The 21,921-nt window shown below is 68.8% G+C and carries 28 protein-coding genes; 13 read left to right on the top strand and 15 right to left on the bottom strand.

Annotated features, from left to right (window positions below; all coding sequences use genetic code 11):
* Positions 1-11: 11 nt before the first annotated feature.
* Positions 12-1,388, bottom strand: coding sequence for a DEAD/DEAH box helicase (locus ABD108_RS08300; RefSeq protein WP_255585761.1), 1,377 nt, complete (start codon positions 1,386-1,388; stop codon positions 12-14).
* A 349-nt stretch (positions 1,389-1,737) separates the two neighbouring features.
* Here ABD108_RS08300 and ABD108_RS08295 point away from each other — a divergent pair, with 349 nt between their 5' ends.
* Positions 1,738-2,271 (top strand): hypothetical protein, encoded by a 534-nt coding sequence (locus ABD108_RS08295; protein ID WP_343930021.1) that lies wholly within the window; start codon positions 1,738-1,740, stop codon positions 2,269-2,271.
* 98 nt (positions 2,272-2,369) lie between these two features.
* Positions 2,370-2,966, top strand: a complete 597-nt coding sequence (locus ABD108_RS08290) for a hypothetical protein (protein ID WP_343930020.1) — start codon at positions 2,370-2,372, stop codon at positions 2,964-2,966.
* A gap of 73 nt (positions 2,967-3,039) precedes the next feature.
* Here ABD108_RS08290 and rpsQ read toward each other — a convergent pair whose 3' ends face one another.
* The 11 genes from rpsQ to rpsJ are packed head-to-tail and all read right to left on the bottom strand — an operon-like array spanning position 3,040 to position 8,261.
* Positions 3,040-3,324, bottom strand: coding sequence for a 30S ribosomal protein S17 (gene rpsQ, locus ABD108_RS08285; protein WP_220657941.1), 285 nt, complete (start codon positions 3,322-3,324; stop codon positions 3,040-3,042).
* Positions 3,321-3,551, bottom strand: a complete 231-nt coding sequence (rpmC, locus tag ABD108_RS08280; protein WP_013128010.1) for a 50S ribosomal protein L29 — start codon at positions 3,549-3,551, stop codon at positions 3,321-3,323. The genes rpsQ and rpmC overlap by 4 nt, the downstream gene beginning before the upstream one ends.
* Complete coding sequence (gene rplP / locus ABD108_RS08275) at positions 3,551-3,967, bottom strand: 50S ribosomal protein L16 (RefSeq protein ID WP_013128011.1); 417 nt, start codon at positions 3,965-3,967, stop codon at positions 3,551-3,553. Before rplP ends, rpmC begins: the two co-directional genes overlap by 1 nt.
* A gap of 4 nt (positions 3,968-3,971) precedes the next feature.
* Positions 3,972-4,778, bottom strand: a complete 807-nt coding sequence (gene rpsC / locus ABD108_RS08270; RefSeq protein ID WP_013128012.1) for a 30S ribosomal protein S3 — start codon at positions 4,776-4,778, stop codon at positions 3,972-3,974.
* Positions 4,779-4,780: 2 nt separating this feature from the next.
* Positions 4,781-5,185, bottom strand: a complete 405-nt coding sequence (gene rplV / locus ABD108_RS08265) for a 50S ribosomal protein L22 (RefSeq protein WP_220657940.1) — start codon at positions 5,183-5,185, stop codon at positions 4,781-4,783.
* Positions 5,185-5,466 carry a 30S ribosomal protein S19 gene (gene rpsS, locus ABD108_RS08260; RefSeq protein ID WP_220657939.1) on the bottom strand — a complete coding sequence of 94 codons (282 nt, stop codon included), beginning with the start codon at positions 5,464-5,466 and terminating at the stop codon, positions 5,185-5,187. The genes rplV and rpsS overlap by 1 nt, the downstream gene beginning before the upstream one ends.
* Before the next feature lie 14 nt (positions 5,467-5,480).
* Positions 5,481-6,317 carry a 50S ribosomal protein L2 gene (gene rplB / locus ABD108_RS08255; protein WP_220657938.1) on the bottom strand — a complete coding sequence of 279 codons (837 nt, stop codon included), beginning with the start codon at positions 6,315-6,317 and terminating at the stop codon, positions 5,481-5,483.
* On the bottom strand, positions 6,318-6,629 hold the full coding sequence (rplW, locus tag ABD108_RS08250) for a 50S ribosomal protein L23 (protein ID WP_343930019.1): 312 nt from the start codon (positions 6,627-6,629) through the stop codon (positions 6,318-6,320).
* A complete protein-coding gene (rplD, locus tag ABD108_RS08245; protein WP_220657936.1) occupies positions 6,629-7,282 on the bottom strand; it encodes a 50S ribosomal protein L4 in 654 nt (217 codons plus the stop codon). The genes rplW and rplD overlap by 1 nt, the downstream gene beginning before the upstream one ends.
* Positions 7,279-7,935 (bottom strand): 50S ribosomal protein L3, encoded by a 657-nt coding sequence (gene rplC, locus ABD108_RS08240; RefSeq protein ID WP_220657935.1) that lies wholly within the window; start codon positions 7,933-7,935, stop codon positions 7,279-7,281. Before rplC ends, rplD begins: the two co-directional genes overlap by 4 nt.
* A gap of 20 nt (positions 7,936-7,955) precedes the next feature.
* A complete protein-coding gene (gene rpsJ / locus ABD108_RS08235; RefSeq protein WP_003883485.1) occupies positions 7,956-8,261 on the bottom strand; it encodes a 30S ribosomal protein S10 in 306 nt (101 codons plus the stop codon).
* A 413-nt stretch (positions 8,262-8,674) separates the two neighbouring features.
* Between rpsJ and ABD108_RS08230 the strand changes: the two genes are divergently transcribed.
* Complete coding sequence (locus ABD108_RS08230) at positions 8,675-9,661, top strand: alpha/beta hydrolase family protein (protein WP_343930018.1); 987 nt, start codon at positions 8,675-8,677, stop codon at positions 9,659-9,661.
* On the opposite strand, the gene ABD108_RS08225 is transcribed toward ABD108_RS08230, so the two are convergent.
* Complete coding sequence (locus ABD108_RS08225) at positions 9,662-10,336, bottom strand: hypothetical protein (protein ID WP_343930017.1); 675 nt, start codon at positions 10,334-10,336, stop codon at positions 9,662-9,664.
* Positions 10,337-10,423: 87 nt separating this feature from the next.
* Here ABD108_RS08225 and ABD108_RS08220 point away from each other — a divergent pair, with 87 nt between their 5' ends.
* Together ABD108_RS08220 and ABD108_RS08215 are read left to right on the top strand one after the other, a co-directional pair.
* Positions 10,424-10,909, top strand: coding sequence for a hotdog fold domain-containing protein (locus tag ABD108_RS08220; RefSeq protein WP_220657933.1), 486 nt, complete (start codon positions 10,424-10,426; stop codon positions 10,907-10,909).
* Between the two features lie 149 nt (positions 10,910-11,058).
* Positions 11,059-11,766, top strand: coding sequence for a chymotrypsin family serine protease (locus ABD108_RS08215; RefSeq protein ID WP_220657932.1), 708 nt, complete (start codon positions 11,059-11,061; stop codon positions 11,764-11,766).
* 85 nt (positions 11,767-11,851) lie between these two features.
* Here the strand turns inward: ABD108_RS08215 and ABD108_RS08210 are convergent, their stop codons facing one another.
* On the bottom strand, positions 11,852-12,946 hold the full coding sequence (locus ABD108_RS08210; RefSeq protein ID WP_343930016.1) for a CaiB/BaiF CoA transferase family protein: 1,095 nt from the start codon (positions 12,944-12,946) through the stop codon (positions 11,852-11,854).
* Between the two features lie 33 nt (positions 12,947-12,979).
* Here ABD108_RS08210 and ABD108_RS08205 point away from each other — a divergent pair, with 33 nt between their 5' ends.
* Positions 12,980-13,591: an alpha/beta hydrolase family protein gene (locus ABD108_RS08205; RefSeq protein ID WP_343930015.1), complete on the top strand. Its 612-nt coding sequence runs from the start codon at positions 12,980-12,982 to the stop codon at positions 13,589-13,591.
* Here ABD108_RS08205 and ABD108_RS08200 read toward each other — a convergent pair.
* Positions 13,576-15,063, bottom strand: coding sequence for a flavin-containing monooxygenase (locus ABD108_RS08200; protein ID WP_343930014.1), 1,488 nt, complete (start codon positions 15,061-15,063; stop codon positions 13,576-13,578). The genes ABD108_RS08205 and ABD108_RS08200 overlap by 16 nt on opposite strands.
* Before the next feature lie 56 nt (positions 15,064-15,119).
* On the opposite strand from ABD108_RS08200, the gene ABD108_RS08195 reads away from it, so the two are divergent.
* The 7 genes from ABD108_RS08195 (at position 15,120) to ABD108_RS08165 (ending at position 21,911) form a co-directional block, all read left to right on the top strand.
* The gene (locus ABD108_RS08195) at positions 15,120-16,475 is read left to right on the top strand and encodes an ABC1 kinase family protein (RefSeq protein WP_343930013.1); all 1,356 of its coding nucleotides are present in this window, start codon (positions 15,120-15,122) and stop codon (positions 16,473-16,475) included.
* Between the two features lie 49 nt (positions 16,476-16,524).
* Positions 16,525-16,986: a hypothetical protein gene (locus ABD108_RS08190; protein WP_343930012.1), complete on the top strand. Its 462-nt coding sequence runs from the start codon at positions 16,525-16,527 to the stop codon at positions 16,984-16,986.
* A gap of 24 nt (positions 16,987-17,010) precedes the next feature.
* On the top strand, positions 17,011-18,033 hold the full coding sequence (locus ABD108_RS08185; RefSeq protein ID WP_343930011.1) for a 2Fe-2S iron-sulfur cluster-binding protein: 1,023 nt from the start codon (positions 17,011-17,013) through the stop codon (positions 18,031-18,033).
* Positions 18,033-19,178: an alcohol dehydrogenase catalytic domain-containing protein gene (locus ABD108_RS08180; protein WP_343930010.1), complete on the top strand. Its 1,146-nt coding sequence runs from the start codon at positions 18,033-18,035 to the stop codon at positions 19,176-19,178. The genes ABD108_RS08185 and ABD108_RS08180 overlap by 1 nt, the downstream gene beginning before the upstream one ends.
* A gap of 128 nt (positions 19,179-19,306) precedes the next feature.
* Positions 19,307-20,734, top strand: coding sequence for a putative toxin (locus ABD108_RS08175; protein ID WP_343930009.1), 1,428 nt, complete (start codon positions 19,307-19,309; stop codon positions 20,732-20,734).
* Entirely contained in the window at positions 20,731-21,441 is a 711-nt protein-coding gene (locus ABD108_RS08170) for a HEAT repeat domain-containing protein (RefSeq protein WP_343930008.1), read from the top strand. Before ABD108_RS08175 ends, ABD108_RS08170 begins: the two co-directional genes overlap by 4 nt.
* A complete protein-coding gene (locus ABD108_RS08165) occupies positions 21,438-21,911 on the top strand; it encodes a YbaB/EbfC family nucleoid-associated protein (protein WP_343930007.1) in 474 nt (157 codons plus the stop codon). Before ABD108_RS08170 ends, ABD108_RS08165 begins: the two co-directional genes overlap by 4 nt.
* The last annotated feature ends 10 nt before the right edge of the window (positions 21,912-21,921 follow it).

The following is a 21,921-nucleotide window of genomic DNA, read 5'->3' as shown; positions in this document are numbered from 1 at the left end:
GGCGCGTCGGATCAGCCCGCCGGGCGGGTGGCGCGACGACGCTGCTGCTGGCCGCCGCGCGACTGCTGCGCACCGCGGGACTGCTGCGTGCCGCGGGACTGTCCGGCACCGCTGCGCTGCTGGCCGCCGCGGGGCTGACCGTCGCGCGACTGGCCGCCACGGCCACCGGGGTGCGGCTCACCGCGACGCGACCGCGGCGGACGCGCCTGCTGCTGCCCACCGGAGGACCGACGACGCGGCTGCTGCTGCGGCGCGGGCTCGGGTGCGGGCGTGACGAACGGGGCGGGCTCCCCCACCAGATCGGTGACGACCGGCGCCGTGGCGGTCACGGCGACCGGGCGGGCGCTGATATCGGCCTTCTTCAGCAGCGCCACGGTGTCGCGCTTCTGCTCGGAGAGCATCACGGTGACCACGGTGCCGGCGCTGCCGGCGCGGGCGGTGCGACCGCTGCGGTGCAGGTAGGCCTTGTGCTCGGCCGGCGGATCGACGTGCACGACCAGCTCGATGTCGTCCACGTGCACGCCGCGGGCGGCGATGTCGGTGGCCACGAGCACGCGGGCGGTGCCGGTGCTGAAGGCCTCCAGGTTGCGGTCGCGCTGCGGCTGGCTGAGGTTGCCGTGCAGATCGCGCGCGGGGATGCCCTGCGCGGTGAGCTGCTTGGCCAGCTTCTTGGCCTGGTGCTTGGTGCGGGTGAACAGGATGCGGCGGCCCATGCCGGAGGCGAGCACGCGCACCAGCTCGGTCTTGTCGTCCTTGCCGCTCACCTCGAAGACGTGGTGGGTCATATCGGCCACCGGCGAGTTCTCCGGGTCGACCGAGTGCATCACGGGCTCGGAGAGGAACTTGCGGACCAGCTTGTCGACGCCGTTGTCCAGCGTCGCCGAGAACAGCATGCGCTGGCCGTCGGACGGGGTGGCGGCCAGGATCCGAGTCACCACGGGCAGGAAGCCGAGGTCGGCCATGTGGTCGGCCTCGTCGAGCACGGTGACGGCCACGTCGGACAGGTCGACGATGCGCTGGCGCATCAGGTCCTCGAGGCGGCCCGGGCAGGCCACCACGATGTCGACGCCGTTGCCGAGCGCCTGCTCCTGGCGGGACTGCTTGACGCCGCCGAAGATGGTGGTCACGTTGAGGCCCAGGGCCTTGGCCAGCGGCTCGACGGTGGCGGTGATCTGGGTGGCCAGCTCGCGGGTGGGCGCGAGCACGAGGCCCACGGGGCGGCCGGGGCGGCGCCGCGAGCCGCGGGCCTTGTCGACGGCCACGACGAGCGGGATGGCGAAGGCCAGGGTCTTGCCGGAGCCGGTCTTGCCGCGGCCGAGCACATCGCGGCCGGCCAGGGTGTCGGGCAGGGTGTCGGCCTGGATGGGGAAGGGCGTGGGCCGGTCCATCGCGACCAGGGCGTCGACGACGTCGGCGGGCACGCCGAGATCGGTGAAAGAGGGTGCGGACACAGTTGTAGTCAAGGTGCGCTTGTACCTAACGGTGGTGGGTGGCGAAGGCGGCGGTGGCCGCGTCCGTTCGCCGCAAGAAAAGAACCGGGAGGCGTCTTCGAACCGCGGGTGCGGCGAGACGGCTGGGGCCCGGGAGCCCTACGACGGCGCGGAACGTTAGCGTTCCGCATCACCTACCAGCATAGCACCCTCCCACCTGGGATCCCGCATCGTCGGTTTCCCGCTCGTGGGTCACAATGAGCACAGCGGGCACGCACGACGGCGGCCGCAGGGGGAGGTTGTAACGATGACACGGAGGACGGGGCTGATCGCGGGGGCGATCGTCATGGCCACGACCACAGTGGCGCTCGCCGGTTGCGCCACGGTGCCGGGCACGGGCTCGGCCGATTCAGCGGCGGTCAGCGCCTATCAGTCGACGCTCGCCGCGTCGCGCGCGGAAGTCGCCGCGACTGCCGGCAAATCCGCGTGCACGGCCTGGCGCTCGGGCTACGACGTCCGGATGGTGGCGACGAAGGCGATGAACGATTACACCAAGTCACCGGGCTCGAACTGGAACGGCATCACGCCCACGCTGGACGCCAACGTGGCCGCCGTCGCCACCGAGTCCGGCAAGCTGTCCGGCGTGATCACGACGGCGGAATCGAATCCGAGCATCCAGGCGCTGATCACCGACTACCGCGCAAAACTCGACGCCTACGGCAGCGCCATCAAGGTCGATCAGGCGGCCCGCGGCCTCGGCGATCAGTCCTGGCCCAAGACCGCACCCGCCGAGATCGCACTTCTCGCCGCGACGGATGCGTTGACGGTCACCTGCTCCTGATCCACCCCGCATCGCCCGATTTCGCTACCGCAGGTGGTGCCCCCCGGATACGGTGGGCCCGATGGCGTGCGGGGGCACGCCACACATGGGGAGGTCCTATGCGCAGACCCGGTTTCGCGGCGATGCGCCGGCGCTGTGCGCTCGCAGTGATGATGGTCGCTTTCACCACGACGGGGTGCGCATCCACCGGCAGCGTCGCCCCCGATCGCACTGTCGCCGGGGGAGCGCTCCCCGAGGTCGGCGTCACGCTGGTCAGGGGCGCCGCCACGGCCGACCCCGGCGATGTGGCCGAGTATGCGGCGGCTAAGGCGCAACGCAAAGCCGATCTGGCGACCTGCGAGTCGATGCGGTCCGTCTACGAGGTCCGCGTCGCCGCGCACGACCGCGCGACGGCGTTCACGCGCGCGGGCCCGTACACCTGGGCCGGGGTCGACCCGTACCTGATACAGGAGGAAGCGGCCACGGAGCGTGAGCGCACCACCCTCCCCGCCGCGAGCGCCGCGGCGCAGACTCCTGACCTGAAACACGAGATCAGCGCCTACACCAACGCTCTGACCGCCTATCTCGCCGAGTACCGCAGCATGCGGTCGATGGCCTCCGTCGAGGCTACGACGAGCGTGAACGACACGTACCACACGATGACTGAGGCCTTGAACCGGGTGATCCGCATCTGTGACGAGATGGCCAAGGGCTGACGACAACGACGAAACCCCGGTTCTTCCTCGCGGAAGAGCCGGGGTTTCGAGTCTGTGCGGTGTGGAACCGGCCTTACTTGGCCTTCTCCAGCACCTCCACCAGACGCCAGTGCTTGCTGGCGCTCAGCGGACGGGTCTCCATGATCCGGACGCGGTCACCCACGCCGGCGAGGCCCTCTTCGTCATGCGCCTTCACCTTGGAGGTGGTGCGGATGATCTTGCCGTACAGGGCGTGCTTCACACGGTCCTCGAGCTCGACGACGATGGTCTTCTCCATCTTGTCGGACACGACGTACCCGATACGGACCTTGCGGCTGTTGCGCTGCTCGGTGGTCACATTGCTTCCGTTCTCGCTCATGCGGCGTCACCCTCCGGACCCGAGGCCAGGCCGAGCTCCCGCTCGCGCAGGATCGTGTAGATCCGGGCGATATCGGTACGCACGGTGCGCAGGCGACGGTTGTTGCTCATCTGTCCGGTGGCCATCTGGAAGCGCAGGTTGAACAGCTCTTCCTTGGCCTCGCGCAGCTTCTCCACCAGCTCGTCCGCGGTGAGACCGCGGAGATCAGCGGCGACGGTGTTCGACATCAGAACTGCTCCTCTCGGGTCACGATGCGGGTCTTGCAGGGGAGCTTGTGCTGCGCGCGGCGCAGGGCCTCGCGAGCGATCTGCTCATTGGGGTAGGTCATCTCGAACATCACGCGACCGGGCTTGACGTTCGCCACCCACCACTCGGGCGAACCCTTACCGGAACCCATGCGGGTCTCGGCGGGCTTCTTGGTGAGCGGGCGGTCCGGGAAGATGTTGATCCAGACCTTGCCGCCACGCTTGATGTGGCGGTTGATGGCGATACGAGCGGACTCGATCTGACGGTTGGTGATGTAGGCGGGCTCGAGAGCCTGGATGCCGTAGTCACCGAACGCCACAGTGGTGCCACCCTTGGCGGCGCCGGAGCGCTTGGGGTGGTGCTGCTTGCGGTGCTTCACCCGACGGGGGATCAACATGGCGTCAGCCCTCCTGGTTGGTCGTTGCCGGAGCCGCCGTCACAGCCTCGTCACCGGCGCGGCCGGCCTCGGTGCTGGTGGCGGTGGTGCCCGACGCGCCGCTACGACGCGGGCGCTGCGGGCGCTCGCGGCGCGGGCCACGACGGTCATCGTTGTTCGACGGGGCGGCCAGCTCGCGCCGGCCACCGACGACATCGCCCTTGTAGATCCACACCTTGACGCCGATCCGCCCGAAGGTGGTCTTCGCCTCGTGCAGGCCGTAGTCGATGTCGGCGCGCAGCGTGTGCAGGGGCACACGGCCCTCGCGGTAGAACTCGCTGCGGCTCATCTCAGCGCCGCCCAGGCGGCCGGAGCACTGCACCCGGATGCCCTTGACGTTCGGCTGACGCATCGCCGACTGGATCGCCTTGCGCATCGCGCGGCGGAACGCCACGCGGTTGCTCAGCTGCTCCGCGATGCCCTGCGCGACGAGCTGGGCGTCGGCCTCGGAGTTCTTCACCTCGAGGATGTTCAGCTGAACCTGCTTGCCGGTCAGCTTCTCCAGCTCGGAGCGGATGCGGTCGGCCTCCGCGCCGCGGCGGCCGATCACGATGCCGGGACGCGCGGTGTGGATGTCCACACGCACACGGTCGCGGGTGCGCTCGATCTCGATCTTGCTGATGCCGGCGCGCTCGAGGCCGTCGGTCAGCTTCTTACGGATCGCGACGTCTTCCTTGACGTACTCGGCGTACTGCTTGTCGGCGTACCAGCGGGACTTCCAGTCCGTGGTGATGCCAAGGCGGAAGCCGTGGGGGTTGATTTTCTGACCCATGCTTACGCTCCCTTCCGGCTGTTACGGCTGGCGGCGGGCTTCTTCGACTCCTGCGACTCCACCACGATGGTGATGTGGCTGGTGCGCTTGCGGATCCGGTACGCGCGGCCCTGGGCACGCGGCTGGATGCGCTTCATGGTCGGACCCTCGTTGGCGTACGCCTCCGAGACGACCAGGGTGCGCGGGTCGATGCCCAGGTTGTTCTGCGCGTTGGCGATCGCCGAGGCGAGCACCTTGGCGACCGGCTCGCTCGCCGCCTGCGGCGCGAACCGCAGGATGGCCAGCGCCTGCTCGGCGTCCTTACCGCGAACCAGATCGATCACGCGGCGCGCCTTCATCGGCGTGACGCGAACGAACTTGGCGGTCGCGGACGCGGTCGGGTTGGTGGTGGCTGCTTCGTTGCTCATTAGCGGCGCTTCGCCTTCCGGTCGTCCTTGATGTGGCCCTTGAACGTCCGCGTGGGCGCGAACTCGCCCAGCTTGTGACCGACCATGTTGTCCGAGACGAACACCGGCACGTGCTTGCGACCGTCATGGACGGCGAAGGTGTGACCGATGAAGTCGGGGATGATGGTCGAGCGGCGCGACCAGGTCTTGATGACCTGCTTGGTGCCCTTCTCGTTCTGGACGTCGACCTTCGCGAGGAGGTGGTCGTCGACGAACGGGCCCTTCTTGAGGCTGCGTGGCATTCTCTAACTCCCTCCTAGCGCTTGTTCTTGCCGGACTTGCGACGGCGGACGATCATCTTGTCGCTCGCCTTGTTCTTACGGGTGCGGCCCTCGGGCTTACCCCACGGGCTCACCGGGTGACGGCCACCGGAGGTCTTACCCTCACCACCGCCGTGCGGGTGATCGACCGGGTTCATGACGACACCACGGACGGTCGGGCGCTTGCCCTTCCACCGCATACGGCCGGCCTTGCCCCAGTTGATGTTGCTCTGCTCGGCGTTGCCCACCTCGCCGACGGTGGCGCGGCAGCGCACGTCGACGCGACGGATCTCGCCCGAGGGCATACGCAGGGTCGCGTACGCGCCCTCCTTGCCCAGCAGCTGGATGCTGGCACCGGCCGAGCGGGCCATCTTGGCACCGCCACCGGGACGCAGCTCGACGGCGTGGATCACGGTGCCGGCGGGGATGTTGCGCAGCGGCAGGGCGTTGCCCGGCTTGATGTCGGCGTTCGGGCCCGACTCGACGATGTCGCCCTGCTTCAGGTCCTTGGGGGCGAGGATGTAGCGCTTCTCGCCGTCCAAGTAGTGCAGCAGTGCGATCCGCGAGGTGCGGTTCGGGTCGTACTCGATGTGCGCGACCTTGGCGTTGATGCCGTCCTTGTCGTGACGACGGAAGTCGATCAGACGGTAGGCACGCTTGTGGCCGCCACCCTTGTGCCGGGTGGTGATGCGGCCGTGCGCGTTACGGCCACCACGGCCGTGCAGCGGACGGATCAGCGACTTCTCCGGGGTCGAACGCGTGATCTCGTCGAAGGTCGAGCCCGACGAGCCGCGGCGACCCGGAGTGGTCGGCTTGTACTTGCGGATAGCCATTTAGCTTGCCTCTCCGAAGATATCGATGGGCTTGCTGTCGGCGCTCAGGGTCACGATGGCGCGCTTGGTGCTCTTGCGCTGTCCGTAACCGGCGCGAGTGCGCTTGCGCTTGCCCGGGCGGTTCAGGGTGTTCACGTTGACGACCTTGACGCCGAAGACCTGCTCCACGGCGATCTTGATCTGCGTCTTGTTCGCCTCCGGGTGCACCAGGAAGGTGTACGTGTTGTCCTCGATCAGGCCGTAGGCCTTCTCGGAGATCACCGGAGCGAGCAGGATGTCCCGCGGGTCGGCGGGGATGGTTGCGGTAGCCATCAGGCGTTCGCCTCCTCGGTCTTCGATGCGCTCGCGATGAACGAACCCAGAGCCTCGCGGCTGAACACCAGATCATCGGCGTCGAGGACGTCGTAGGTGTTGAGCTGGTCGGGGTAGATCCACTTCGCGTTCGGCAGGTTCTGCACGCTGCGCTGCGCGGTCAGGTCCTCGCGGCCGACGACCACGAGGAACTTCTTGCGCTCGGACAGCTGAGCGAGGAACTGGCGCGCGGTCTTGGTCGACGCCTCCTGGCCGGCCACCAGCTCGGTGACGACGTGGATGCGATCCTCGCGAACCCGATCGGTGAGGGCACCGCGCAGGGCGGCGGCCTTCATCTTCTTCGGGGTGCGCTGGCTGTAATCACGCGGCTGCGGGCCGTGGACGGTGCCACCACCGGCGAACTGCGGCGCACGGGTCGAGCCCTGACGGGCGCGGCCGGTGCCCTTCTGGCGGTACGGCTTGCGTCCACCGCCGCGGACCTCGCCGCGGGTCTTGGTGGAGTGCGTGCCGGCACGTGCAGCGGCGAGCTGCGCGATGACCACCTGGTGCATCAGAGCGATGTTCGGCTCCACGTCGAAGATCGCGGCGGGAAGCTCGACGGTGCCGTCGGTCTTGCCGTCGGCGGACTTCACATCGAGAGTCAGCTTGCTCATGCGCGAGCACCACCCTTCACAGCGGTACGGACCATCACGAGGCCGCCCTTGCGACCGGGGATGGCGCCCTTGATCAGCAGGACGCCGGCGTCGGCGTCCACCTTGAACACGGTGAGGTTCTGCGTGGTCACCTTGTCGGAGCCCATGCGGCCGGCCATGCGGACGCCCTTGAAGACGCGGCCCGGGGTGGCGCAGCCACCGATGGAACCGGGGGCACGGTGCACGGCCTGTGCGCCGTGGCTGGCGCCGAGACCGGCGAAGCCGTGGCGCTTCATGACGCCGGCGTAGCCCTTGCCCTTGCTGATGCCGGTGACGTCGACGAAGTTGCCGTCCTCGAAGACATCGGCACCCAGCTCCTGGCCGACCTCGTAATCGGAGGTGTCGGCGATCCGGAGCTCGGCGATGTGGCGGCGCGGGGTGACGCCGGCCTTGGCGAACTGGCCCGAGACGGGCTTGTTCACCTTGCGCGGGTCGATGGCGCCGAAGGCGATCTGGACGGCGTCGTAGCCGTCGGTGGCCTCGGTACGGATCTGGGTCACGACGTTCGGCCCGGCCTTGACGACGGTCACCGGGACGACCCGGTTGTTCTCGTCGAAGACCTGGGTCATGCCGAGCTTGGTGCCCAGGATTCCCTTGATCTTGTTCTCAGTCATTATCAGTTCTCCGCAGCCGCTTACTGGATGTTCACGTCGACGCTCGCCGGCAGGTCGATGCGCATGAGCGCGTCGACCGTCTTCGGCGTCGGGTCCAGGATGTCGATAAGCCGCTTGTGGGTACGCATCTCGAAGTGCTCCCGCGAGTCCTTGTACTTGTGCGGCGAGCGGATGACGCAGTACACGTTCTTCTCCGTCGGCAGCGGCACGGGACCGACGACACTGGCGCCGGTGCGGGTCACGGTCTCAACGATCTTCCGAGCAGACGCGTCGATCGCCTCATGGTCATAGGCCTTGAGCCTGATGCGGATCTTCTGTCCCGCCACGCTGTGTCCTCTTCCGTCAAGTGTTCACGTTTTGCCTGCACACTTCACAGCTCTTGCAACCGCCGCCCGTAGGCGGCCCGTCTCGCACTCGGCGAGAACGTTGAGTCGATCGACGCTGTTCATGTGTCAAATTGCTCCGGTCCACGCGGTCGGGCGTGTCGCACTGTCGCTCAAGTTCCACCCCGGGAATTTCCTTCTCAGGGCGGTCCCATCGGACCGGATGGCACCCGCGAGGGGCGCCAAGCGATACCTTCCCGCACACGTCGTAGCCGCAACAGACCACGCCGCCCGCGGAAGGCAACCTGACCAGTATGCACCGGATGCGCCTCAGGTTCAAATCCGCGGCTCTCCCCCGGCCGTGATCCACCGCACGTCGCCACCGCCGGGAGCCGATGCTCTGGAAGAATTCGAGTATGACCAAGCAGCGCGCCGCGCAGAAGCTCGGCGCGCTGATCCTGGTGGGGTCCCTGGGCGCCGGGATGTCCGGCTGCACCATCGGCCCCGTCGGCCCGTCCGCCGCGCCCAGCTCGTCCGCGGCGTCGGAGTCGGTCGCGCCGGTGCGCGACGATTCGGTGCGCTACACCTACCCGGCGCCGAACGCCGATCCCGCGCAGAACTACGGCCGGCTCTACCTGCCACCGGGCCGGCACGCCCGGGGCAGCGTGCCCGTGGTGGTGCTGATCCACGGCGGCGGATGGAAGGCCCGCGCCACCGAGCGCTACATGGCCGACGTGGCCCGCGCCCTGCAGTCCGCGGGACTGGCGGTGTGGAACATCGAGTACCGGCGCGTGGGCTCCGGCGGCGGCTGGCCCACCACCTTCACCGATGTGGGCAACGCGGTCGACTTCGTTCCCACGCTCGCGCACCGCGTGCGCGAACTGGATGCGTCGAACGTGATCTTCGTCGGACACTCGGCCGGCGGGCAGCTCGCCGCCTGGGCGGCGACCCGGCGCACCCTCCCCCAGGGCGCACCCGGCGTCACCTGGCCTCCGGGCGGGGCGCCGGCGATGGTGCCCCGCGGTTTCGTCTCCATGGCCGGGGTGCTGGACATGCGCACCTCGTCCCGGATGAACGACCACGTGAAGATGGTGCTGGGCGGCATGCCCGATCAGGTGCCGGACCGGTACGCCCTGGCCAATCCGATCCAGCGGCTCGACCCGGGGATGCCCGCGGTGGCGCTCACCGGCACCAAGGACGGCATCGTCCCGGCGCAGGAGTCGGTGGAGTTCGTCAAGGCCGCCCAGGCCGCCGGGGAGCCGGCGCTGCTGGTCTCGCTCGACGGTGCCACGCACGGCACGCCCGTCAACGTGAAGTCGCAGTGGTGGCCCACGATCCAGGACACCATCGTCCGGCTGGCCACCCGCGGCTTCGACGATCTGGCGGCGAATCCGCCGCGGTGATCAGGTTCCGGCGAACCAGGCCTTCGCCGAATCGGTCCCCCACAGCAGGATCGGCACCGCGATCGTCGCCACGACCCCCCAGCAGGTGAACAGCATCAGCGCGGCGGCCACCGTCGCGAAGATCGCGGCGGCCTTGCTGCGCTTGAGCAGCAGCAGCGTTCCGCCGGCGATCCCGCCGATGGCGATCACGAGCGTGACGATCGCGGTGACGATCACGATCGTGGAGAGCGTGGACTCGTCGAGGCCCGGTGTCGCGAGGGCACTGCCGCCGATGATCAGGTTGGACACCTGCAGCAGGGTGACGATCACGCCGATGATGATGAGGATCAGTGCCGCCGCGAGCACGGTGCCGGGGCGCGTCATCGGCACCGGGCCGCCGAATCCGGGTGCCTGGGGGTAACCGGGCTGCGGGTAGGACGGGTAGCCGGGTTGCTGGCCGTAGGGGTTCTGCTCGTACGGCTGTCCGGGCTGCTGGCCGTAGGGATTCTGCTGGTAGGGCTGGCCGTACGGGTTCTGCTCGTAGGGCTGTTGCCCGTAGAGGCTCTGGCCGTACGGGTCCTGCCCCTGGGGCTGCTGGCCGTAGGGCTGCTGACCGTACTGCGGCTGCCCGTAGTGGGTCGGGCCGTACGGATCGCCGCCCGGCGGAGTCCCGCCGTACTGATTCGGATCGCTCATGCCTGTCTTTCCTCCCCGTGTCGTCGACCAATTGTGCAGTACATCCGCCCGCCGCGCGCGAACTTACCGCAGAGTAAGGTAGGCGCCATGACTGACACCACCGGCACGTACAAGCTGTGGCGCAAGCTGAGCGATAAGCCGCTCGGCAAGCTCGCCTTCTCCGCCGGCGCCTCGCTCAAGGCGCCCTACTTCGCCTCGGTCACGCCCTACGTCTCCGAGCTGGAGTACGGGCACGCCGTGGTGAAGGGACCGAAGTGGTGGTTCGTGCAGAACCACATCGGCACCTTCCACGCCATCGCCGCCTGCAACCTCGCCGAGGTCGGCATGGGCATGGTGATGGAGGCGTCCACCCCGTCCACCCACCGCTGGCTGCCGAAGTCGATGAAGGTGGATTACCTCGCCAAGGCGGAATCGTCGCTCACCGCGACGGCCACCTTCCTGGAGCCGGTCGACTGGGACGCGATCACCGCCGGACAGGACGTGGTGGTCGACATCGCGATCCGCGACAACAAGGGCACCGAGGTGGTGCACGCGCAGATCACCACCTGGGTCACACCGAAGCCCGTGAAGTAGAGATTTTTCTTCACTCACGCAACACTCGCCTCTATAGTTAACAGAGGCAACTCGGTTTACACGCGGTGCGCGCTGTGGCACGCTACCGTCGCACAGCCGTGCCGCCACCGGCCCGATCCCGGGCCACCGCCGCCGAACCGAGGAGAATCATGCGCCGCACCCACGCGCCTCGCGCCCGGAGCGCCGCCGCGTCCCTCGCCGTCGCGGCGGCGGTCGCCGCACTCGTCCCGGCCGCCGCACAGGCCGAGCCGGTCGCCTCGGTCACGCCGGGCAGCTCCGTGCTCACGGTGTCCAAGATGGTCGGCAACGTGGCCGACGGCCGCGGCTGCACCGTGGGATTCATCGGCCAGCGCAGCGACGGCTCCCGGGTGGGCGTCTACGCCGGACACTGCGGCGCGCAGGGCCAGCAGGTGGTGGTCGACGGTCGGATCGCCGGCGTCAACATCGCCTCGTCGGCGCCCCGTCTGACCAGCTCCGACACGTTCGTCGTGCCGAACGCTCCCGACTGGGGCGTCTTCGAGCTGGATCCGCGGGTCGCGCGGGCCACCCCGGGCGGCAAGATCCGCCCGACCAGCGTCGGGGTGGCCAAGGCGGGCGATCCCGTGTGCAGCCAGGGCGTGAGCTCGGGCTGGCGCTGCGGCAAGGTGATCAGCGTGGACAACGGCTACATCGCCACCACGATCCCGGTCCAGGTGGGCGACAGCGGCGGGCCGCTGGTCCGCAGCACCGACAACGCCGCCCTCGGGCTGGCCAGCCGCGCCGCCACCTTCAACGGCGCCGCCAAGCCGAATGGATCGCTGTTCTACGACGTCTCGGCCGCGCTCAACGCCGCCGGCCTCGCGCTCGTCGTCGGCTAGCACCCGCTCCCGAAACCGGCGTCATCCGCGGCGATACGACGCCCAGCGCCGTGAGGCCGCGGATTCCGCCGGTTTCAGAATGCGACTAGCGCCAGAGGGTGTCTGCGTCCGCGACATCCACCGACGGTTCCTGCGGCGCCGCGGCGGGCGTGCGGGAGAAGCGGGGCGCGGGAGCCGGAGCGGTCACGCCGCCCACCTGCGGCAGGTTGTTCCGCGCGGCCATGTGCGGATGCTTCGGGGCCTCCTCGAAGGTGAGGATCGGCGCAACACAGGCATCGGAATCGAAGAAGACCTCGGCCCACTCATCGCGGGACTTGGTCTTGATCGCGGCCTCCAGCGCGGCCCGCAGCTCGGGCCACCGCGCCTGATCCAGCTGGTAGGGCAGGTCCTCCTGCTTGAGGCCCAGCTTGTCCAGCAGCTCGGCGAAGAACTGCGGCTCGATCGCGCCCACGGAGATGTACTTGCCGTCGGAGCACTCGTAGGTGTCGTAGAAGGGCGCGCCGCCGTCGAGGGTGTTCACGCCGCGCTCATCGCTCCAGATGCCCTGGCCACGGAAGTCCCACTGCATCTGCCCGATGAGGGAGGCACCGTCGACCATCGCGACGTCGATCACCTGCCCCTTACCCGAGGTATTGCGCTCGTACAGCGCGGCGAGCACGCCGAAGACGAGGAACATCGAGCCGCCGGCGAAGTCGCCCACCAGGTTCAGCGGCGGCACGGGGCGCTCGCCCTTGCGGCCGATGGCGTGCAGCAGGCCGGTCAGCGAGATGTAGTTCATGTCGTGGCCGGCGCGCTGCGCGAACGGGCCCTCCTGACCCCAGCCGGTCATCCGGGCGAAGACGAGGCGCGGGTTGCGCTCGAGCACCACGTCGGGGCCGAGGCCGAGGCGCTCCATGACGCCGGGGCGGAAGCCCTCGACGATCACGTCGGCGCGGTCGATCAGGTCGAGGATCTTCGCGATGTCGTCGGGGTTCTTCAGGTCGGCCTCGACGATGGTGCGGCCGCGCTTGACGCCCTGCGCCTTGCCGGTGAGTCCGGCCACGCCCACGCCGGGTCGCTGCACCGAGACCACGTCGGCTCCCTGGTCGGCCAGCAGCATGGCCGCGTGCGGTGCGGGGCCCAGGCCCGCGAACTCGATCACCTTCAGGCCCGCGAGGGGGCCCTGCTTCGTCTGCGTCATGAATGCACGTTAACTTGCCCGTAGGCTGGCCGGGTGACCTGGCTCTCCATTCACGATCCCGACGGTCCGGTGCGCGCCACCCTGATCCTGGCGCACGGCGCGGGCGGCAATCGCGATGCGGCGATGTTGCGCCTGCTCGGCGAGGAATTGGCGCCGCGCGGGGTGCGCACCGTCCGCATCGATCTGCCCTATCGGCGGTTGCGCCCGAAGGGGCCGCCGTCACCGTCGGGTCAGGCGGCCGATCGGGCCGCTTTCGCGGAGACCGCCGCGCTGCTCGAGATCGACGGTCCGGTGATCTGGGGCGGGCACAGTTACGGCGGCCGGATGGCGTCGATGGCGGTGGCAGAGGGCCCCGTCCGGCCCGATGCACTGCTGCTGTCGTCCTATCCGCTGCACCCGCCGGGGCGGCCGGAGAAGGCGCGCACGGCACACCTGCCCGAGATCGTGATCCCGACGGTGTTCGTGCACGGCAAGCGTGATCCGTTCGCCACTCCCGAGGAACTGGCGGAGGCGGCGGCGCTGGTCGCCGGACCCACCACCATCGTCGAGGTCAGCGCGGCGCACGATTTGGCACCGGCGAAGTCCGGGGCTCCGGCCAAGGCGGCCGAGGCGTTGATCGCCACGCTCGATCAGTTGAACGCGTAGTCGTCGATCGGGAAGGTGCGGGCGTCGCGGCGCGCGCCGATCACGGAGCTGGGGCGCAGCAGCGTGGCCTCGCCGTGCGGATCGAAGTAGTAGCTGTGGCTGCCCTCGCACGATCCGAGCTGGAACACCGAGCGGCCCAGGCGATCACTCATCGTGTCGAGGAATTCGGCGTTCGCCCGTTCGGTCACCTCGACGGTGCGCGCATCCCTGCGGCGCGCCTCGTCGAGCACGCGGCGCAGGTGCACCATCTGCGCCTCGATGGTCCAGAAGTACGACAGGCCGGTGTAGCTGTACGGGCTGTGCAGGCTGAAGAAGTTGGGGAACTTGGGGATCGCCATGCCCTCGTAGGCCTGGAACCGCGTGGTGCGCCAGAACTCGCCGAGGTTCACGCCGTCGCGGCCGGTCACATCGATGGCGGGGAAGTTCTTCTCCCACAGCGAGAATCCGGTGGCCAGGACGAGGGTGTCGATCTCGTGGACGGTGCCGTCGGCCATTTCGATGCCGCGGGGCAGCACCCGGCGGATGGCGCCGGGTTCCAGCGTCGTGTTCTCGCGGGCGAAGGTCGGGAAGTACGTGTTGGAGAAGGTGGGGCGCTTGCAGCCGAAGGAGTACTGCGGGGTGAGTGCGGCGCGGGTCCGCTTGTCGCGCACCTGAGCGAACATGTGCGCCTTGGCCAGGAGTGCGGCCACGGAGTTGAACCGGTGCCCGTACTTGTAGTTGAGAACGCCCACGGTGCTGAGGATTTCGAGTGCAGTGGAGTTCGCGAGCCGGGCCGCGCGCTGGGTCACGGGGAGAGCGCCGAACAGGCCGCGCACGGCCGCGGGGACCGCGAAGTCGACCTTGGGCACCACCCAGATCGGGGTGCGCTGGAAGACGGTGAGCCGTCCGGCGACCTTGGCGAGTTCGGGCACCAGCTGCACGCCGGTGGCGCCGGTGCCGATCACGCCGATGCGGCGGCCCGCGAGATCGGCGTCGTCGTCCCACTGGGCGCTGTGGATCACGGTGCCGGCGAAGTCCTCGATGCCCTCGATATCGGGCAGTTTGGGCTGACTGAGGAAGCCGGTGGCGGTGATCAGGTAGCGGGTGCGCAGCTTCTCCTCGAGCCCGCCGCCGCGCACCACAGTCACCTCCCACTCGGCGGCCTCGGCATCCCAGCGGGCGCCCTTAACGTCCACCCCGAAGCGCATCGTCCGGCGCAGGTCGTACTTGTCGGCGACGTGGCTCGCGTAGGCCTTGAGCTCGGCGCCCGGGGCGTACAGGCGCGACCAGTTCGGGTTCGGCTCGAAGGAGTACGAGTAGGTCACGGAGGCGATGTCGACGGCCAGGCCCGGGTAGTGGTTGACGTGCCAGGTTCCGCCCAGATCGTCCTCGCGCTCGAGGATCACCACATCGTCGATGCCCATCCGTCCCAGCTCGATCGCGGCACCCATGCCGCCGAAGCCGGCCCCTACGATGATCACGTCGTGCGTCATGGATACCGATGGTATTCGAATACCGTCGGATTTCAATACCGGACTACCCTGGGCGCATGAGCGAAGACGACCCGGCCACGCGGCTGCGGCGCGGGGCGAAGCTGGGCGGCGCGGTGGCGCGCCAGGCGGTGGACCGCACGGTGACGCGGGCGGCCAATCGGGCCACCACGCCCGAGCAGCGCGCCGCGGCGGAGGAGAAGGCGGCGCTGCGCGCGGCGGACCGGCTGGTCACGGTGCTCGGGTCCATGCGGGGCGCCGCGATGAAGGTCGGCCAGGCCCTGGCCACCGTCGACCTGGGGCTGGTGCCGGAGCACGCCCTGCCCGCCTTCCAGGAAAAGCTCACCGCCCTCACCGACCGGGCGCCCGGCGCCGAGTTCAGCGAGGTCAAGGCCGTGATCGAGGCGGATTGCCCGCGCGGCGCGTTCGCCGAGATCGATCCCCAGCCGATGGCCGCCGCGTCGATCGGGCAGGTGCACCGGGCGGTCACCGCGAACGGCCGCGATGTGGCGGTGAAGGTGCAGTACCCGGGTATCGAGGCCGCGATCCGCGCCGACCTGAAGAACCTCGGCCTGCTGCTCACCATGTGGCGCGGACGCCGCACCACCGCGATCCGCACCGAATCGGTGCTCCTGGAGATCAGCGAGACCATCCTGGCCGAGCTCGATTACCAGGGCGAGTGCGAGGCCCAGGCGACGGTGGCCCGACGGTACGCGGGCCACCCCTTCATCCGGGTTCCCGCGCCGCTCCCGGAGCTGAGCGGCCCACGGGTCCTGGTGACCGAGTTCGTTCCGGGCGAGCGGTTCGGCTCCTTGGAGACGGCGCCGCAGGCCGACCGCGACCGGGCCGGGGAGATCCTGCACCGGTTCTACGTGGGCGGCGTCTTCGGCGACGGCGAGTTCTGCGGCGACCCGCACGCCGGGAACGTGCTCGTCTGCCCGGACGGCCGGCTCGCCTTCCTGGACTACGGACTCTACAAGACACTGGGCCCGGAATCGGCTGCGTTCGAACGGGATTGCTTCACGGCCGCCGACACCGGCCGAGGTGAGGATCTTGCGGATCTGCTGCGCTCGGTGGGTGCGCTGCGCGGCGAGGGCCCCTCGCCCGAAACTCTGCTGCGGTACTTCCGGCTGTCGGCGCCGTGGCACCTGCGGTCGGGCGTCACCACCATCACCTCCGCCGAGGTGAAGCGGGCGGTGGCCGTGGCGACCACGCCGCCCGAGGCCGATCCCTCGCTGCGCATGCCGGCCGCGCACACCTTCTCCCGCCGCGCGGAGCTGCTCACCTTCGGCATGATCGGCAGCCTGGAGGCCGCGGCCGATTGGCACGCGATCTGCCGTGAGTGGATCTACGGCGAGGCGCCGTCCACGGAGCTGGGCCGCGCGCACGCCGCCTGGCGGGCCATGCAGGTGTGAAACACCTCACGCCGCGCGAGCGATCATCCCCGCAGGAAGGGAGATCACCATGAACATCGCACGCACCATCGGTTCGGCCGGAGCCGCAAGCCTCGTGGCCGCCGGACTCCTCACCGCCCCCGCGCACGCGGAGGACCCCGTCGCCCAGACGGAGGTGTGCCGCGCCTACCCGAACGCCATCCTCGTCACCGCAGGTCAGGCCTGGCGCGGTGGGCCCGACGGTAAGCCCGTCCCGGTTCCCGAGCAGATGGCGATGTCGGTGAGCCGCTCGGCCACCCTGGTCCCGCCGCCCCGCGGATCGAACCTCGACGTCACCGTCGACTGGCGCAACACCCGCACCGGTGCCACCGGCACGCTGCACCAGGTGGGCGTCCTCGGGTCCGGCGGCGGATCGACCTACTTCCCGTTCGTCGCCACCGGCGCCGGCGCCATCGAGATCAAGGTCCGCGCCACCGCCAACATCGGTTTCCCGCTCCCCGGCTCCTGCCAGGGCACGCGCGCCGTGCGATGACGGAGCCCCGATAACCTGGAGGGCATGAGCCTCACCCCCCATTCGAGTCGTAGCCAGATCGTCACCGTCACGGACGTGATCGAAGAGACGGCGCTGGCGAAGTCCTTCGTCTTCGATGCGGAGTGGGACTACCGGCCGGGGCAGTTCATCACCGTTCGGGTGCCCTCGGAGCAGACCGGCTCGGTGGCCCGGTCGTACTCGCTGTACACCTCGCCCTTCGCCGCCGGCAGTCCCGGCGTCACGGTGAAGCGCACGGAGGGTGGGTACGCCTCGAACTGGCTGTGCGACAACCTCTCCCCCGGCACCGAGCTGGAGGTGCTGCCACCGTCGGGCGTCTTCGTGCCGGAGAGCCTGGACGTGCCCATCCTGCTGCTCGCGGCGGGCAGCGGCATCACGCCGATCATGTCGATCCTGTCGGCGGCGCTCACGGCGGGCACCCAGCCGATCACGCTGCTGTACGCGAACGCCGATCCGGCGGCCACCATCTTCCGGGAGGAGATCGCCCGCCTGGACGCCGAGAACGAGCGGCTCACCGTGATCTGGTGGATGGAGTCCGAGCGCGGCATCCCCGACGCCGATATGCTCGCCGCCCTGCTCACGCCCTATCACTCGCGTCCCACCTACCTGTGCGGCCGCGAGGAGTTCATGGCCGCCTGCAAGGAAGCGGCGAAGGTGATCGGCACCCCGCGCGAGCTGGTGCATCAGGAGATCTACGCCTCGCTCTCGGGCGATGCCTTCGCCGATATCGTGCCGCACGAGGTGGAGGTCACCGCGGATTCACCGCAGGTCACCGTCTACAACCTGGGTGCCACGTTCACCGTGCCGTGGCCCGAGGGCGAATCGCTGGTGGACGTGCTCATCAACAACGGCCACGATGTGCCCTACTCCTGCCAGTCGGGCGAGTGCGCCACCTGTCTGTGCAAGCTCACCAAGGGCACCGTCGAGATGGCCGTGACCGACGGACTCGACCCCGAAGACGCCGAAGACGGCTACATTCTGGGGTGCCAGGCGAAGCCGACATCGCCGGAGTTGGAGGTCGAGTACTGATGCGCATCCGCGGGGCCGTGCTGGAGGAGATCGGTAGGGCCAGGCCCTATTCGGAGTCGCACCCGATCACCGTGTCGGAACTCGAGCTCGACGCTCCGGGGCCGGGCGAGGTACTGGTGCGGATCGAGGCCGCGGGCCTGTGCCATTCCGATCTGTCCGTGGTCGACGGCAATCGCGTCCGCCCCGTGCCGATGCTGCTGGGCCACGAGGCGGCGGGCATCATCGAGGAACTCGGCCCCCTGGCGCCGGGAGCGGGCCCGATCACTGCCGCCACCGACAGTCTCGCCGTGGGCGACCGTGTGGTGATGGCCTTCCTGCCCCGGTGCGGCGAGTGTGCCAATTGCCGTACCGACGGCCAACTTCCGTGCACGCCGGGCAGCGTCGCGAACAATGCGGGCGAGCTGCTGGGCGGCGGGCGGCGACTGTCCCGCGACGGCGAGGCGGTGCAGCACCACCTCGGCGTCTCCGGATTCGCGACGCACGCCGTGGTGGACGCGCGCTCGGTGACCCGGGTCGACGGTGACGTACCCCCGGACATCGCGGCCGTGCTCGGTTGCGCGGTGCTGACGGGCGGCGGCGCGGTTCTCAACGCCGGGGCGCCGTCGAACGGCGACGACGTGATCGTCATCGGCCTCGGGGGCGTGGGCATGGCCGCCGTGCTCACCGCCCTGTCGCTCGAGGCCGACGGTGCCGTCGGCCGCGTGATCGGGGTCGACGCGCAGGCGGCGAAACTGGACCAGGTGCGCGAGCTGGGCGCCGATGCCGCATACACGCCGGAAGAGCTTGCCGCGGAGGGTGTTCGCGCGCCCGTCGTGATCGAGGCGGCCGGGCATCCGAAGGCCTTCGAGGCCGCCGTCGCCGCGACCGCGGTGGGCGGGAAGACGGTGACCGTGGGCCTGCCGAATCCCGCTGCGCGGTCCGAGATCAGCCCGCTGGTGCTGACCGCCGAGGCCCGCACCATTATCGGAAGCTACCTGGGATCCGCTGTGCCGCAGCGGGACATCCCGCGATATGTGGACATGTGGCGCGCCGGACGATTGCCGGTGGAGAAGCTGATCTCCGGTGTGATCACCCTCGATCAGATCAACGAGGGCATGGACGCCCTTGCCGACGGCACAGCCGTCCGCCAGGTGATCCGCTTCTGATCCGCCCGCCTCCGCGTACTGCGGGATTCCTGGAACAATCGCAGAGGCTTCGATAGCATCCAGGAGAACAGGCGGTTCGGGACTGCGGGGAGGCAGGTCCGCCGCCGTACACGCTGGGGGGTGTGTGGGTGACCGATGTCGATCCGCAGTGGTACTTCGATGCCGCCATCTCGGTGCGCGCTGTATCCACGAAGCTAGTTCAAGGACTCACCGACCTGCAGAACAACCTCAACGTCGACAACTCGGCGGGCAATCACACGTCGGCGGGTCACACCTGGGCAACGAAGTACGACCAGGCAGCGTCGGATGTATTCGAGGCGATTTCCTTGACGGCAATGGCGGCGGACAATCTCGGCGAGTTGATTCACGCGGCGGGCGCGGAACGGGTACATGTCCAGAACACCAATTCCCCGGGCAGGTCGGACGTCGAGGTACCCGCGCTGCCCGAGGGCGGCGGTCTCACCATGTCGATGCATCCTCGCCTCAGGTCGACGGGCGGCCTGGACGACCCACCCGAGAATTGGGATATCGTCGAGAAGAACATCACCAAGAAGTGGGCCGACTGCGATATCACCAAGATCAAGGCGGCGGGCGAATCGTGGATGTCCAGCTACCGCGGCATTCAGGACGCCCAACTGTCGCTGTCCTGGACACCGAACGACAGCCCCGACGCTCCGGCCGAGGTCGCCAAGATCAATGCCTCCGTCGCCCGCATCGTCGCGATGCTGGAGAAGTCGACCCAGTGGTCCATCGCGATCGGTCACGCATGCAACAGTGTTCAGGCCACATCCGATTCCACCCGGCAGGCGATCACGAACTTCCTCGCCGGGATGAAGATCATGATCGCATCCCTCGGTACTGGGGGCGGTGGCCCCGCCGGGCAGGCCAATGAGGCGATAGCGAAGAGCCGAGCGAAACTGGATGCCGCCGAATGGGTGCGGGTCGAACTGGAGAAGCTCGACGCCTCGGTAGACAGCACGGTCCAAGCCAAGTTCACCTTCAGCAGCACGCAGCCGTCAACGGGGGCAGAGACGGTGACGTCGGCTGTCGGGAAGTACCTCACTCCGCTGCTCGGTCGCAATGCTCGTTCAGCGGTTCCTGTTCAGGGCGGCAACTCCAGGGAGCGAGGTCGTGAGGGCGAGATTCGTGCGGGAGAGAACCCAGACGAACGCGCGCCAGCAATCTTCCCGAACTGCCCTGTCGGAAAGCCTAAATTTCGCATCCCCGACGGTCGCAACGATGATACGAAGCAGATAACCGAAGTTAAGAATGTAAACAAGCTCAGTAGTCGGGACAGGAAACAGGTCATCGACGAAGCGAACTGGGCGAGCGAGAACGGATACACAATGACTTTGATCACCGACCACCGAACGGTTCTCTCCCAGGACGTGAATAAGCTGGTGAGCGAAGGCAAAATCACGGTCCTGCGAATGGAACTCGACGAGAATCTCGTGTGCGGACCCACGAATCCCACGCTGCCGGATCCATCACCGACGAATCCAGCTCCCGTGCGCTCCCCCGACGGCGTGGGACCGATGGGGGTACCAGGTCGATGACTGAAGATGACCTCTTCCACTACTTGCGTATGCCCAAGGGCGATGACTGGAAGAAGATCTTCGACCAGTATCCTCAGACTTACGTTCAGGGCAAAGGCGGTTTCGACCGCCGATTGGTCGACGATCTGGACGCGGTCGGCGTCCGCATAACACGGCTCAGCGATATCTCGGGGCTCCCCACCGTCCCTCCCGCGGTCGACGTCGCGGCAGACTGGCTGACGCACCTCGACGAACGCATTCCCGGTGACGAGACACGGCACCGGGAGGGGATCCGCTACGGTCTGATCAACCTTCTCAACGATCCCGCCGCGAAAGGCAACCGCGTCGCGATCGAGGCCCTCACACGGCAGATCAATCGAGCTGACCCCGCCCTGCCCGAATACGCCCAAATATGGGCCGTCATGAGCCTGGCCCGCATCGCCACCAAAAGCGACTACCAGCGCATGATGGACCTGTTCCACCGACCCGACATCGTGGACGGCGGCCGAGCAGCGATCGTGGCCTACTTCGGGCGATTCCGGCGCCCCGAATCCCGCGAGGCCGCGCTCGCGAGCATCGACCGCCCGGTCGTCCGCGCCGAGGCCATCCGCACCCTCGGCAAGATCGGGAACCCGGATGACATCGCCGTCATCGCCCCGTACGAGGACGACGACGACCCGCACGTCCGCCGGGCCGCCCGCACCGCACTGAAACGGCTCCGCTCATGACCGACGACTTCTTCGCATCCATGGCCGAGGACCTGAAGGCGCAGGCAGCGACCTTCCAGACAGTCCGAGCGGAGCTGGAGGCCATGACCGCCGAGGTCAGATCACCGGACCAGGCCGTCACGGTGTGCGTAGCCGGCGACGGGACGGTGCGCCGGGTCACCCTGCACCCCATCAGCCGGCACCTGGAGCCCGCGGCACTCGGCTCGTCGATCGCCCTGACGACGAATCGTGCGTTGGAGCAGGTACAGGAGAAGATGCACCGCCGCCTGTCCGCGGCGCAGGAGGCCCGCCGGCGCGTCACGGCCGGGCTGAACCGCGACGACATTCGCCTCGGCGACGCGATCGACGAGTTCGTGGCGGCCTCGGAGCGACCACCGTCGCCCGTCGAGCGAGTCGCTCCGGCGCAGCGTGGCGACCGCTACGCGGGCCGGCCTCTGGAAGAACGCCCCGGCGGCTTCTTGTCCCGCTGATGAGGCCACC

The organism is Tsukamurella strandjordii (assembly GCF_039525985.1).
Classification (GTDB): domain Bacteria; phylum Actinomycetota; class Actinomycetes; order Mycobacteriales; family Mycobacteriaceae; genus Tsukamurella; species Tsukamurella strandjordii.
The sequence above is the reverse complement of the archived record's forward strand: the minus strand, read 5'-3'. Positions and strand labels throughout refer to the sequence as shown.

What these genes read in the sequence shown, in the direction of transcription:
- ABD108_RS08185 (WP_343930011.1), top strand. Translation starts at nt 17,011, where the DNA reads ATGAGCCTCACCCCCCATTCGAGTCGTAGCCAGATCGTCACCGTCACG.
- ABD108_RS08230 (WP_343930018.1), top strand. Translation starts at nt 8,675, where the DNA reads ATGACCAAGCAGCGCGCCGCGCAGAAGCTCGGCGCGCTGATCCTGGTG.
- ABD108_RS08190 (WP_343930012.1), top strand. Translation starts at nt 16,525, where the DNA reads ATGAACATCGCACGCACCATCGGTTCGGCCGGAGCCGCAAGCCTCGTG.
- rpsQ (WP_220657941.1), bottom strand. Translation starts at nt 3,324, where the DNA reads ATGAGCGAGAACGGAAGCAATGTGACCACCGAGCAGCGCAACAGCCGC.
- rplB (WP_220657938.1), bottom strand. Translation starts at nt 6,317, where the DNA reads ATGGCTATCCGCAAGTACAAGCCGACCACTCCGGGTCGCCGCGGCTCG.
- ABD108_RS08165 (WP_343930007.1), top strand. Translation starts at nt 21,438, where the DNA reads ATGACCGACGACTTCTTCGCATCCATGGCCGAGGACCTGAAGGCGCAG.
- rpsC (WP_013128012.1), bottom strand. Translation starts at nt 4,778, where the DNA reads ATGGGTCAGAAAATCAACCCCCACGGCTTCCGCCTTGGCATCACCACG.
- rplC (WP_220657935.1), bottom strand. Translation starts at nt 7,935, where the DNA reads ATGACTGAGAACAAGATCAAGGGAATCCTGGGCACCAAGCTCGGCATG.
- ABD108_RS08290 (WP_343930020.1), top strand. Translation starts at nt 2,370, where the DNA reads ATGCGCAGACCCGGTTTCGCGGCGATGCGCCGGCGCTGTGCGCTCGCA.
- ABD108_RS08225 (WP_343930017.1), bottom strand. Translation starts at nt 10,336, where the DNA reads ATGAGCGATCCGAATCAGTACGGCGGGACTCCGCCGGGCGGCGATCCG.
- ABD108_RS08180 (WP_343930010.1), top strand. Translation starts at nt 18,033, where the DNA reads ATGCGCATCCGCGGGGCCGTGCTGGAGGAGATCGGTAGGGCCAGGCCC.
- ABD108_RS08170 (WP_343930008.1), top strand. Translation starts at nt 20,731, where the DNA reads ATGACTGAAGATGACCTCTTCCACTACTTGCGTATGCCCAAGGGCGAT.
- ABD108_RS08210 (WP_343930016.1), bottom strand. Translation starts at nt 12,946, where the DNA reads ATGACGCAGACGAAGCAGGGCCCCCTCGCGGGCCTGAAGGTGATCGAG.
- ABD108_RS08200 (WP_343930014.1), bottom strand. Translation starts at nt 15,063, where the DNA reads ATGACGCACGACGTGATCATCGTAGGGGCCGGCTTCGGCGGCATGGGT.
- rplD (WP_220657936.1), bottom strand. Translation starts at nt 7,282, where the DNA reads ATGAGCAAGCTGACTCTCGATGTGAAGTCCGCCGACGGCAAGACCGAC.
- ABD108_RS08215 (WP_220657932.1), top strand. Translation starts at nt 11,059, where the DNA reads ATGCGCCGCACCCACGCGCCTCGCGCCCGGAGCGCCGCCGCGTCCCTC.
- rplP (WP_013128011.1), bottom strand. Translation starts at nt 3,967, where the DNA reads ATGTTGATCCCCCGTCGGGTGAAGCACCGCAAGCAGCACCACCCCAAG.
- ABD108_RS08195 (WP_343930013.1), top strand. Translation starts at nt 15,120, where the DNA reads ATGAGCGAAGACGACCCGGCCACGCGGCTGCGGCGCGGGGCGAAGCTG.
- ABD108_RS08295 (WP_343930021.1), top strand. Translation starts at nt 1,738, where the DNA reads ATGACACGGAGGACGGGGCTGATCGCGGGGGCGATCGTCATGGCCACG.
- rplW (WP_343930019.1), bottom strand. Translation starts at nt 6,629, where the DNA reads ATGGCTACCGCAACCATCCCCGCCGACCCGCGGGACATCCTGCTCGCT.
- ABD108_RS08300 (WP_255585761.1), bottom strand. Translation starts at nt 1,388, where the DNA reads ATGGACCGGCCCACGCCCTTCCCCATCCAGGCCGACACCCTGCCCGAC.
- rpmC (WP_013128010.1), bottom strand. Translation starts at nt 3,551, where the DNA reads ATGTCGAACACCGTCGCCGCTGATCTCCGCGGTCTCACCGCGGACGAG.
- ABD108_RS08220 (WP_220657933.1), top strand. Translation starts at nt 10,424, where the DNA reads ATGACTGACACCACCGGCACGTACAAGCTGTGGCGCAAGCTGAGCGAT.
- rplV (WP_220657940.1), bottom strand. Translation starts at nt 5,185, where the DNA reads ATGAGCAACGAAGCAGCCACCACCAACCCGACCGCGTCCGCGACCGCC.
- rpsS (WP_220657939.1), bottom strand. Translation starts at nt 5,466, where the DNA reads ATGCCACGCAGCCTCAAGAAGGGCCCGTTCGTCGACGACCACCTCCTC.